The 12003-nt window shown below is 71.7% G+C and carries 8 protein-coding genes; 5 read left to right on the forward strand and 3 right to left on the reverse strand.

Annotation, left to right across the window (positions count from 1 at the left end; all coding sequences use genetic code 11):
• Positions 1-77: 77 nt before the first annotated feature.
• The 4 genes from ABZT18_RS24795 to ABZT18_RS24810 all read left to right on the forward strand — a co-directional run bounded on the left by ABZT18_RS24795 (position 78) and on the right by ABZT18_RS24810 (position 4354).
• On the forward strand, positions 78-899 hold the full coding sequence (locus ABZT18_RS24795; RefSeq protein WP_355252562.1) for an ROK family protein: 822 nt from the start codon (positions 78-80) through the stop codon (positions 897-899).
• Entirely contained in the window at positions 896-1594 is a 699-nt protein-coding gene (locus tag ABZT18_RS24800; protein WP_354996575.1) for a putative N-acetylmannosamine-6-phosphate 2-epimerase, read from the forward strand. Before ABZT18_RS24795 ends, ABZT18_RS24800 begins: the two co-directional genes overlap by 4 nt.
• An 11-nt stretch (positions 1595-1605) precedes the next feature.
• Positions 1606-3261, forward strand: coding sequence for a DUF4127 family protein (locus tag ABZT18_RS24805; RefSeq protein WP_354996576.1), 1656 nt, complete (start codon positions 1606-1608; stop codon positions 3259-3261).
• A gap of 223 nt (positions 3262-3484) precedes the next feature.
• Entirely contained in the window at positions 3485-4354 is an 870-nt protein-coding gene (locus ABZT18_RS24810) for a DUF6745 domain-containing protein (protein WP_354996577.1), read from the forward strand.
• Positions 4355-4473: 119 nt separating this feature from the next.
• On the opposite strand, the gene gntF is transcribed toward ABZT18_RS24810, so the two are convergent.
• A complete protein-coding gene (gntF, locus tag ABZT18_RS24815; protein WP_354996578.1) occupies positions 4474-5745 on the reverse strand; it encodes a guanitoxin biosynthesis pre-guanitoxin forming N-methyltransferase GntF in 1272 nt (423 codons plus the stop codon).
• Positions 5746-5950: 205 nt separating this feature from the next.
• A complete protein-coding gene (locus ABZT18_RS24820; RefSeq protein ID WP_354996579.1) occupies positions 5951-7651 on the reverse strand; it encodes an AMP-binding protein in 1701 nt (566 codons plus the stop codon).
• Positions 7652-7750: 99 nt separating this feature from the next.
• Here ABZT18_RS24820 and ABZT18_RS24825 point away from each other — a divergent pair, with 99 nt between their 5' ends.
• Positions 7751-11260, forward strand: a complete 3510-nt coding sequence (locus ABZT18_RS24825) for a BTAD domain-containing putative transcriptional regulator (protein ID WP_354996628.1) — start codon at positions 7751-7753, stop codon at positions 11258-11260.
• A gap of 155 nt (positions 11261-11415) precedes the next feature.
• Here the strand turns inward: ABZT18_RS24825 and ABZT18_RS24830 are convergent, their stop codons facing one another.
• Positions 11416-11997 carry a TetR/AcrR family transcriptional regulator gene (locus ABZT18_RS24830; protein ID WP_354996580.1) on the reverse strand — a complete coding sequence of 194 codons (582 nt, stop codon included), beginning with the start codon at positions 11995-11997 and terminating at the stop codon, positions 11416-11418.
• Positions 11998-12003: the final 6 nt, after the last annotated feature.

Consider the following 12003-nt stretch of genomic DNA (forward strand, 5'->3'; position numbering starts at 1 on the left):
ACACCGGTTGTCGGTATCGACATCGGTGGCACCAAGACGGCGGCCGCGCTACCGGACGGGTGCTGGAGCGCCGCGAGGTGCCCACGCCCGCCCGGTCCGGGCCCGGGGCTGTGCTGGACGCCGCCGCCCGGCTGGCCACCGACCTGCTCGGCGCGGCCGCCGGGCCGGTGGGTGTGGGCACCGCCGGCACGGTCGATCCCGCGACCGGCGGCATCCGGTACGCCACCGACAGCCTGCCCGGCTGGACGGGCACCCCGGTCGCCGACGCGCTGGCCACCCGGCTGGGTCGAGAAGTTCGGGTCACCAACGACGTGAACGCCGCAGCGCTGGGCGAGTGTTGGGCCGGCGCCGGACGCGACCGCGCCCATGTGCTGCTGGTGGCCGTCGGCACCGGGCTGGGCGGGGCGGTCGTCCGCAACGGCCGCGTCGAGGGCGGTGCCCGCGGGGCGGCCGGCGAGGTCGGGCATCTGCCGGCCCCGGGCGCCGAACGGCTGCGGTGCGGGTGCGGCCGGTACGGGCATCTGGAGGCGATCGCCTCCGGCAGCGGGCTGGCCGCCGCGTACTTCATCGAGACCGGCACCCACGTCACCGGGCGGACCGTGGCGGACCGCGCCGCGGCCGGAGACGGGGTCGCCCAGCGGGTCGTGGAGCGGGCCGGAGCCGTCCTCGGCGCGGCCCTGGCGGGGTTGGTGGCGCTGCTCGATCCGGACGCCGTCCTGGTGGCCGGCGGAGCGGCCGGTCCCCTGCTGCCCTCCGCGTCGGCCGCCTACTCGGCCGAGTTGCCCGCGGGCTGGGCCGACGTTCCGCTGCTGCCCGCCACGCTGGGCGCTGACGCCGTCGTCGTCGGCGCCGCCCGACTGACCATCGACAGACCCGACATCGAAAGGACTGACGGGTGAGCGTGCTCGACGACCTGGCCGGCGGGCTGGTGGTGTCCTGCCAACCGCTGCCCGACGAGCCGGACGATCCGATGCGGGATCCGTACGTCCAGGCCCGGGTGGCGGCCGCGGTGGTACGCGGCGGCGCGGTGGCGGTCCGGGTCAACGGACCGGACGACGTCCGAGCGGTACGCGCCGCCGTCGACGTTCCGGTGATCGGGCTGTACAAGCACGGCACCGAGGACGTCGTCATCACCCCGACCGCGGCCCACGCGCTCGAGGTGGCACTGGCCGGGGCGGACATCGTCGCGATCGACGCCACCGACCGCCCCCGACCGGACGGACGCGCCTTCGCCGACACGGTCCGCGCGATCCGCGAACGGACCGACGCACTGGTCCTGGCCGACGTCTCCACCGCGGCCGAGGGCATCGCCGCCGTCGAGGCCGGCGCGGACGCCGTCGCCACCACACTGTCCGGCTACACACCGGCCAGCCCACCGACTGACGGGCCCGACCTCGGGCTCGTGGAGCGACTCGTCGCACTGCTGCCCGTGCCGGTGATCGCCGAAGGGCGGTACCGCGGCGCGGAACAGATCGGCCAGGCCTTCGAGGCGGGTGCCCACGCGGTGGTGATGGGCAACGCCGTCACCTCACCACTCTGGATCACCCGCCGGCTCGTGCCGGCCACCCCCCGCGCGGCGAGCGCCCCGAAATAGAGGGAGTGAACATGAAAAGACGAACCCTTCTGGCCACCGGCGTGGCCGGGCTGACCACCGTGGCCGTCGGCCAATCCGCGTCCGCCGGGCCCGCGTTCGCAGGGCCCGCCAAGCGGCAGCTGACCGTGGCACTGGTCCCGCTCGACGACCGGCCCGTCAACACCTACGCGGCGCAGATGACCGCGGCCAGCGCCGGCGCCCAGGTGCAGCTGCCGCCACGGGAGATGCTGGGCCGCTTCTTCACCCCGGGCGATGGAGCCGCCATCGCCCGCTGGCTCGGCACCACCGACGGCGTCGACGGGTACGTGATCTCGGTCAGCATGCTCGCCTACGGCGGCCTGATCGCCTCACGCACCGCCGCCCCGACCCTGGCCGCCGCCCTGGCGAACCTGGCCGCGATCCGCAACCTGCGCTCGACCCGGCCCGAGGCGGTGATCGAGGTGCACGACACCATCCAGCGCCTCGCCATCACCAGCACGGGCACCGAGCTGGACAACTACCGCGACCTGCTGGTCACCTGGGCGAAGCTCTACGACCAGGTGGTGAACCTCGGCCAGGAGGAGCTTCGAGCCCAGCTCGACGCCGTCCGGGCGCGGATCCCCGACCAGGTCGTCGAGGACTATCTCGCCGCGCGGGCCCGCAACCACCAGGTCAACCAGCTCATGATTGAGTGGGTCGCCGACGGCACCATCAGCCACCTCGTGCTCTCCGAGGACGACACCGCGCCGGTCGGCCTGGCCCGCGCCGAGCGGGTGGAACTGGAGGCGCTCGTCGCCCAACTCGGCGTCAGCGACCGGGTGGAGATCTTCCCCGGCGCCGACGAGGTCGACGCGCTGCTGGTCGCGCGGGTGATCGCGGCCCAAACGGCGCCCACTTACCGCACGGAGTACGCCGGCGTCTCCGGCGAGGACTGGACCGCTCAACTGGAGGGCATCCCGTTCGCGGAGAACATCCGCCGGCACGTGGCCACCGTGGGAGGACGGGTCGTCAACGGCGACGCGGACATCGTGCTCGCCGTGAACACCCCCTCGTCGGCACCCGGGCAACGGGCCGCTGACCTGGACGCCTTCGTCGGGCGGATCGGCAAGCTGCTGGCTGCCGGCACCCCGGTCATCGTGGTGGACCCACTCATCGTGAACAAGGCGGACCACGAACTGGTCGCGCGGATGGAGAGCCGCCTGGATCTCGCGGCGCTGCTGTCGTACTCGGGGTGGAACACCGGCGGCAACGCACTCGGCCTGGCGCTCAGCCACGGCACCGCCCGGTGGGCGTACCTCCGCTCCTCCGGCAGTGGGTTCGGCGTGCCCGAGCTGCGCGCGCCCGGCCAGGCGCACGCCGAGTACCTGCTCTACCGGTTCGTCAAGGACGACCCGTGGAAGAACATCGTGCAGGTCGAGGCGTACGCGCACGCACGGGCGCAGGGCTGGGACCCGCTCGCGCTCACCCCTGCGCAGAAGAGCTACTTCGACGGCTGGATTCGCGAACGGCTTGTGCCGCTGACCGAGCGGTACTTCGCCGACCACTTCGCCGGGCACCGCATCGTGCTGGGCCGGCGTGGCGCGAAGACGTTCACGGCGACGCTGACCCGCTTCGAGTCGGCGCGTGTCGAGCTGCCGTGGGACCGGCTCTTCGAGGTGATCCTCGAGCCTCGGCTGCAACTGTCCTGACCGGCGCTCGGCGCCGGACACCAGCCCGCTGCCGAGACGCCGCACGAGCCTAGTTCGGCAACACCCGCACGATCCCGAGCGCGGCATGGTCGAAGTCGCGCTCGGGATCGTGGGTGGTCGGCAGGGGATCAGCAGGTGGGGCAATCGCCTTGCGCCGGTGCCGCGTTGTAGGCCATAGTCGGCCCATGATCTCTTACCGGAAGGGCGGCGACGCCCTGGCGCTGTGAGCGCCCCCGCGCGGCGCAACGACGCCGCGAAACCTCCACAGGCCGTTCGCAGCGGCAATCCTCACGACCTGTGGCAGCAGGCCATCCCGATCCGCCAGGAATGGCTCGACCACGCCCTGTCCACGCAGCCGGCTGACAAGTCGACCGCCGAGCGCTGCCTGACCGCCATCTACGCCAGGGCATCGCGGCCACGACCTCGGTTCGAATGGGTCGACTCGCCAGACAAGGCACGCCCCCTGATCACCGGCTGGCCCACCCTCGATGAACTCTACGAGCACATCCGGGACCCCCGGCCGCGCGGGACACCGCCGCTGGCAAGCGGCATTGCCATGATCGCCTCCCAGTTGCGCGGCGCGCTGAGTGCGGGCGTCACGCACACCGATCCCGAACTGTCACCCGTGCGTACGAGCAAGACCAAGGAACCATGGCCCGAACTGGCGCCGCTACTTGCGCTCGACAGCGGCGTCCCGCTCGCTGTCGTGTTGCACCAAGGCGTACGCACGGCATTGCACCGGAGCCTCGCGCACGGGTACTACCTACCCGTGCGGGCGGTCCTCGCGGGCGACGCTCCGGTACCCGTGTGCTGGTACGGGCAGCAGGACGCGTCCTGGATCGCCTACTACGACGTGCTGCATCGGCTCGGCCTTGCCAGGTACGGGCCGGACGAGGCCGAACAGCTGAGTGCCTGGGCCGGCCTGGCCCGCTCCTGCGGCTGGTGGTGGCCCGGCGAGGACGTCTGCGTCGTGGTGGACCGGCCTCAGGCGATACGAACCGAGCCGGTCTCCGGAACGGTGCACGACCAGATCCGGCTCCAACCTCACGGCCTGCGCTACCGCGACGGCTGGCAACCACTCCTGACGAGGTGACCTGAGTCGATAGCCGGCCGGGACGGGCACCCGCCAGTCCCGGCCGGCCCGCTCCGCTGCTCGTCCACGGCGCGTTGGAGCGAGGTCAGGCACGGGGGCGCAGGCGGCGTAGTCGACATTCACGTACCGGCGCTCGCTGCCGTCGACCAGCGGGCACGGTGGTCTCGGCGCCGACCAGCGCCAGGCCCCTCCGGGCTGCCCGCACTCGGCCGGATGCGCTTGCGGGCCCAGCAGAGGACGATCGCCGAGTAGCCGTGTGAGCTCTCCTGTGCGACCTGGCGGACCTCGATCGACCCGTTCAGCGGCCCGAACTCCGGCCGCAGCACGGCCCGGAGGTCATGTTCGTCGACATCGGCACTGGGAAAGGTCTTTCCCGCGACCGTGTAACCGCGACATCGGCGCAGGGCCGCGGTGACGAAGAGACCCCCAGGCCTGACCAGGCCCGTGATGTGGCGCATGAAGAGCTGCCAGGTCGCCCGGTCGTCGGTGGCGGAGTCCGCGCAGTAGGCGCTGATCACCGTCGGGTACCGGCGGGCCACCGGACGGGATTGTCGACCGTCCACCCGGATCAGGGCGGTGATCTTCTCCCTGGCGAGATCCTCGCGGGTCGCCACGTCCTGCTCGGTCGGGCAGTTGACCCCCTCGCACTCCAGGGTGTAGCGGACGAACGGTCGCCAGTCGTGGGCATCGGGTTCGCGGTCGATCCACCGCTGGATCTCGCTGAGGTTCGCCGGCAGATAGTCGCCCAGGTGGATCTCTGATGCCACCTCGGCGGCCGCGAACACGTGATGCAGGGTGGGCCCGACCCCGAAGAACAACACAGGCTGACCGCGTTCCGCACGGCGCATCGCCTCGACGAGGAACGCGATGGTGGCGGTCTCGTCCGGTTCGACCGTGCGGTAGTAGCCGGAGAGGTATTCGGCCGGAACCCAGTCGGTGTCGAACGAGGCGTACCTGCGGCGACGGTGCAGGAGAAATGCTCTGGTGAGACGGGCGAGCCCGTACTCGTACAGCGCGGCACCGAGGTTGGCGCCGCCGAGGAACACGAGTGCCTCGTTCGAGGTGACCGATTCACTGAAGGCGGCGACCCCGAAGGCACCCGCGTAGTAGGGCACCTCCTTGGCGACCTCCGTGGCGGCGTACCCCAAGGCCGCCCCAAGGCGCGGGGCGCGGGTGCTGCTGGTCGTGCGCCGGATCACGTCGTACGCCGCTTTGGACAGGACGTTGGTGCTGGTTCCCGTCGTCGCCAGAAGCGTCCCGTTCGCTCGCACGCTGGCGGTCAGGCCGATCCCCCAGACCGCGTAGCTCGCGGCGAGAAATGCCACCACCCACTGGTGGTCGAGGCCGCTGAGCAGACCGGAGGCGACCAGGGATGCGCCCGCCGCCACCACGCTCGTCTCCAGCGCATAGGCCGATGCCGCGGTGGCGGCGAGGCTGACAGTCCAGTTTCTGGGCCCTCGGTGTCCCCTCGGAGGGCGCTCCGCCGGCCGAACCATCTGCGTCGTGGGGATTCCGTTCATACCGGTGCCGCCGCTCGGGCCGGTCGAAGGCCCGGATCCCAGGCCACCGACTGAAACACCGCGACCACCAGGATGTTCATCGGTTCCCGCCGCCTGAAGGGAGTTCGGGTGGCAAGGCTTGCGCGGCCCGCGCCTGCTCCGATCGGACGCGCTCGGCCTCGACCAGTACCCGGCGTGCAAGCTTTCCCGACGGCGCCCTCGGCACCGATGGGGTGAACCGGACGGCGCGGAGCCGCTTGTAGGGGGCGACCCGCTCAGCCACGTAGGCCAGCAGCTCCTCAGCTGTCGCCGGTCCCCGCAGCACCACGTGCGCGACCGGCACCTCGCCGGAGTCCGGGTCAGGCCGGGGCACCACGGCCACGTCGGCAACCGCCGGGTGGGTGAGGAGCAGGTGCTCCAACTCGGCCGGCGCGACCTGGTACCCCTGGTACTTGATCAGTTCCTTCAGCCGGTCGACCACGTAGAGGTAGCCATCCTCGTCGAAGTAGCAGAGGTCGCCGGTGTGCAGCCAGCCGTCGGCGTCGATGGTGGCGGCCGTGGCCTCGGCACGGTCGCGGTAGCCCCGCATCAGCTGCGGGCCGCGGATCCACAGCTCGCCGGCCCGCCCGGCACCGAGATCGGCGCCACCGTGCGGGTCGACGACGCGCGCCTCGGTGTTGGGCACCAGTCGGCCGACCGACCCGCGCCGAGGCTCGTCGAGCGGGCCGACGGTGACCATCGCGGCCGCTTCGGTCATGCCGAGGCCCTGACTGACCACACAGCCGAGCCGCTCGGCGCACCGCTGTTCCACATCGGCGGCGAGGGGTGCCGCGCCCACGCCGAGGCTCCTCAGCGAGGACACGTCGTGACTGTCCACCAGCGGATGGCCGGCCAGCGCCGTCGCCATCGGCGGTGAGACGATGGTGACCGTCGCCCGGTACTGCTCGATCGCCTGAAGGAAGGCCTCGAGGTCGAAGCGAGCCAGGGTGACGACGGTGGCGCCCGCGGCCAGGCTGCAGGGCAGCAGGACGTTGAACCCCATGACGTGGAAGAACGGCGCTGCGGCGAGGACCACGTCGTGCTCGCGGAAATCCATCACCGCCTGGCTCTGGCGGACGTTCGTCACCAGGCTCGAGTGGGTCAGTTCCACTCCCTTGGGTAAACCGGTGGTGCCGCTCGAGTAGGGCAGGGCCGCGAGTTCGCTGTCGAGGTAGGTCGCCACCTCCGCCTGCGGATGGTGGTGGGCGATCAGCTGGCGGAACGATGTCGCGCCCGCCGCCTCCCCGAAGACCAGCACCTCCTCGACACCGGCCTGCTCGGCGGCCACCAACGCGCGGTCCAGAAACGGCGGCACGGTTACCAGGATCCGCGCCTTGGCGTCGGCGAGCTGGTCGGCCAGCTCGCCGACGGTGAGCATCGGGTTCGCTCCGGTGACTATCCCGCCGGCCGCCATCGTTCCGTAGGCCGCCAGGGCGTACTCGGGCAGATTGGGGCTGTAGAGGGCCAGAACGTCCCCCGCCGCAAAGCCTCGGGCGACCAGGCCGGCCGCGACCCGCTCCACACCGCTGGCAAGTTGGCGGTAGCTGATCGTGCGGCCGGTTGCGCCGTCGACAAGGGCCGGCTTCTCGCCGAGGCGGGCGGCATGCCGCAGCACGAGCGATTGCACGCTGGTACCGCCGACCTGCACGTCGGGCAGGTCGCTGCGGTACGGGTGGACGACTGCCATGGTGACTCCCCTGCCGTGGGTGACCACATCAGCCGGCAGGACGCCGCTGGTGGGCCAGGTTCCGACACTCATGACCTGACCGTAGGGAGCCGCCGTGTGCAGACCGTTTCCCGACCGTTTTCGCAGCGTGGATCGCGATAGAGTTCTTTCCGGACGACGACGGCGGTGGCGATGCGGGACCAGGAGTTGCGTGTCCGGGTGCTCGGCGGGGCCGAGCTGACTGTTGACGGGCGTCCACTGGTGGAGCTGGCCTCTGCCAAAGCAACGGCACTCCTGTTCTACCTGGCGGTCACCGGCACCGCCCACTCGCGCTCAACGCTGGCAGGGTTGCTCTGGAGCGACCTTCCGGAGCCGACGGCCCGGGCCAACCTGCGGCTGGTGCTGACCAAGCTGCGCCGGGTAGTCCCGGAGCTCGTGGCAGTGAGCCGCCAGACGATTGGGCTGGCGGACATCCGGCAGGTGTGGGTCGACGCTGCGGAGGTGGGCAGGGTGGCCGCCTCCCATCAGGACGACGAAGAGCTGCTGGAGGCCGTCCGGCTCTGCCGAGGCGAATTTCTCGAGGGTTTCGGCGTTCCCGGAGCCCCGCTGTTCGACGGGTGGCTGGCCGACCGGCGCGCCGCTGTTCGAGCGGACATGCTCACGCTCATGGACCGTGCCGTGCAGCGGGCCAAAGACCGGCGGGATACCGACGGTGGGATCGAGGTGACGCGCCGCCTGCTGCAGCTGGAGCGGCTCCACGAGGAGGCGCACCGCGCGCTGATGTGGTTCCTGGCCGTCGGCGGTCAGCGCAGCGCCGCGCTCGCGCAGTACGAGACCTGCCGCTACCTCCTCCGGGAAGAGTTGGGCATCGAGCCGGCGCCCGCCACGCTCGCCCTGCGGGACGAGATCGCCGGCACCGGTGGGTTCAGTGCGCTGGATGTCCTCCCGCCCGCTTCGGCCCGGCGGGAGAACCCGGCCCGGGCGGCCGGGGCGCCGACATCTGATCTGCCTCGCCCGCTCACCGCGCTGATCGGGCGGGAGACAGAGCTGGCGCGCCTGCATGAGCTCCTCGACGATCCCGCGTGCCGCCTCGTGACCCTTGTGGGCCCGGGCGGAATTGGGAAGACCCGGCTGGCAGTGGAGGTCACCGCGTGTCGGCAGACGCGTCATCGTGACGGGACGGTATTCGTGTCGTTCGTGGGGACCAGCCCGACCCACCCGGACGAGGCCGCCGACATGGTCATCGCCGGCATCGCCCGCGCGCTCGAGATTGAGCTGTCCGTGCCCCGTGAACCACTGGGTCTGCTCACCGACCAGCTCGCCGGACGCGAGCTGCTGCTGGTGCTCGACAACCTGGAGCACCTCCGCGACGGCGCGGGAGTCCTCGCCGAGCTACTGCGACGAGCACCCGGTACGCAGCTGCTGGTGACGTCCAGGCGGCAGCTGGGGCTGGGCGTGGAGTGGCTGGTCGAGGTGCCAGGTCTGCCGTACCCGCCGTCGGACGCCGACGCGGACGCCGACGCCTACGAGGCGGTGCAGCTCTTCCAGGAGCGGGCCCGGATGCTGCGTCCCGGCTTCCCCGCCATCGTCGGCGCCGAGGGAGTCGGTCGGGTGTGCCGGCTGGTCGGCGGTGTGCCGCTGGCCATCGAGTTGGCCGCCCGTTGGGTGCGGTCCGCCAGCCCGGTCGCCATCGCCGATCGGCTCGCCGACGGGCTCGAACTGCTGGAGACCACGGCGCCTGATGTGGAGCGGCGGCACCGCAGTCTCCGTTCGGTGATCGACTGGTCGTGGCAGCTGCTGACCGACGAGGAACGCCGAGCCTTACGTCGGTTGTCGGTGCTGCGCGGCAGCTTCGACCTCGCGGCGACCAGCGCCGTGGCAGGTGCCGGACTGCCGGTCCTGGCCAGCCTGGTCGACCAGTCGCTGGTCGCGGTCCGCGGGCACGGCCGCTACGAGATGCATGAGCTGCTCCGGCAGTACGCCGCCGAGTGCCTGGCGACGGACCCCGCAGAGGAGGCGCAGACGCGGTGGCGTCACGCCGAGCACTATGTCGCACTGCTCCCCCCAATGGGCGAGGCCCGCACTGAGGGCGGGCCGAGCCTGGAGGCCGAGCAGGAGAACCTGCACGCCGCCACCGAATGGCTCATCCTCGACGCCGACCCGACCACACTGGACGCCCACCTGCTGCGGCTGTGGGGGCTGTACCGGCGCCTGGGCTGGTTCCGGGAGGCTCAGGCCTTCTTCGGCGCGGCCCTGAAACGCCAACAGATCACCACCGTGCAGCGGGCCCGCTGGCACCGCATGCTGGGCGAGACGCACCAGCAGCTTGGCGAGGCGAGCACGGCGCGGTACCACCTGGAGCGGACACTGGAGCTTCTGGGCGGCCGCGTGCCGACGTCGACGACGGGCCAGCTGCGGATGCTCACCTCGCAGGTGACGCGCCAGGCGCTGCACGGCCTGCGTCCGGATGGTGCCGTCGAGCGTCGTGCCGACCGGCGCGAGGCAGCCCGGGAGCGCGCCGCCACCTGCTTCGCGATCGCCGAGGTCTACTGGGTGCTCGAGGAGCACTTCCCGATCCTCCTGGCGTCGATCTCGTCGCTCAACGACGCCGAACGCGCCGGGGACCTCGATTCCACCGTCCGGGCACGAGCCGGTCTCGGGATGATCGTCGGCACCCTGGGGTTGCGCCGGCTCGCGGGTCGGCACCTTCGCGCCGCGAGCGCCGCGGTCGAGCGGACCACCGACCCGCTCACCGCCTGCTGGGTCGGCATCGTGGGCGGGCTGCACTGGACCGGAGTGGGCGACTGGGCGGCGGTCGACCTCAGCGCCGACAGGGTCCTGAGACTCCGACGCCGAACACCGATGCACCGGTGGGCCGACGAGGTGCTGCTGATCACCGCAATCAGGCGGTACCTCACCGCCCGCTATTCGCAGGCGGCCGCAGCGGCCGCCGAGGCGATCGCCTCCGGCCGGGTCCGCCGCGACCCCGTCGTACACCTCTGGGGTCTGCTCGTCCTGATCGAAACGGCCCTGCGCACCAACCCCGACGACATGGCGCTGGCAGGCTGGTTCGAAGAGGCCGCGCCGCTCCTGGCGGCAGCAGCCAGGATCGACGCCGCCCGCCTCCACGCCGCCACCGCCCGCCAGCACCTCACCGCCGGGCGGCCAGCAGAGGCGTGGCACGCGATCCGGGCCGCCGACCACCTGATCGGCCCACATGCGTCGTTCGAGCAGTACGCCATTGAGGCACACGCAGGCGTCCCCGAAGTCTGTCTGACGCTGCTCGAACTGGCCGGTCCTCGTGGAAGCTCGGTTCGCGGAGCGGACGAGCCGGACCCCGCCGACCTGCGCTCGACCACAGCAGCCGCCCTGCGCCGGCTGCATCGCTACGCCCGCACCTTTCCCATGGCTCGTCCACGGGCGCTCATCTGCCTGGGCCGGTACCGCTGGCTCGACGGCCACGCCGGAGCCGCCAGTCGGGCGTGGGTCCGGGCAGCCCGCGAGGCCGAGCGCCGTCAGATGCCCTACGAACTGGCGCGCGCTCATTACGAACTCGGCCGTCACCTCGCCGCGGGGCAACGGTCCACTCTCAGGCTCGACAGGGCCGAGCACCTGAATCGGGCCATCACCGGGTTCGACGCCGCCGGGTGCACCGCCGAACTGCGCCAAGTTCAGGCGCTCGCCGGGCGGCCCGCCCGGTAGCGGACCGTGAACACGTCCTCAACACGAGGACCTAGCTGCTATGACGGTCTGCCGTCGTGCGCCCTCGTCCACCTCTGCGTCCGCGTCGTACAGCCTGAAGTTGTCAACCGGTAGCTTTACGCGCGGCTGGGCCGCTGCTCGCCGGTTCTGCAGCTTCATGGGGTGAGCGTCTCCCACAGGTGTGGGTTTCGTGTCAGGTGTAGTAGCCGCTCTGCCAGCCGTCGATGGGCGAGTGTCTGCGTCGAGGCACCCCATAGGGGCGCGGTGCTCATTCCGTCCGCTGCGGCCACCACCAGCGCCAGTACGTCGGCAGGCAGCCCATCAGCGGCAAGTGCCGCGTCCAGCCGTTCCGCGTCGGCTCGGGCGAGTTCGGCGACCGCGGGCAGCGACATGAGCTGGGTGATCAGAGCCAGCGATTCGTGCACCGGGGCGTCGTCGTCGGCCGGCGCCACCGACGACCGGATGTAGGCCCGGGTCAGCCGTCCTGGTGCGGTGTCCGACGGGTCCAGCGCGGCGTCGATGCTGGCTTGGAAGGCGGCGAGCTGATCGCGGGCCAGTTCCAGGATCAGCTCGTCCTTGCTGGCGAAGTGGTAGATGAGCCCGCCCTTCGACATGCCGGCGAAGCGGGCGATGTCGTCCAGGGAGGCGTGGATCCCACGGGCGCGGACGGCGTCTGCGGCCGCGTCCAGCAGCGCGCGTCGGGTGTCTTGCGGTGACCGGCCAGCTGTGCGTCCCACGGCGTC

This window comes from Micromonospora sp. NPDC005291 (assembly GCF_040607415.1).
Taxonomy (GTDB): Bacteria; Actinomycetota; Actinomycetes; order Mycobacteriales; family Micromonosporaceae; genus Micromonospora.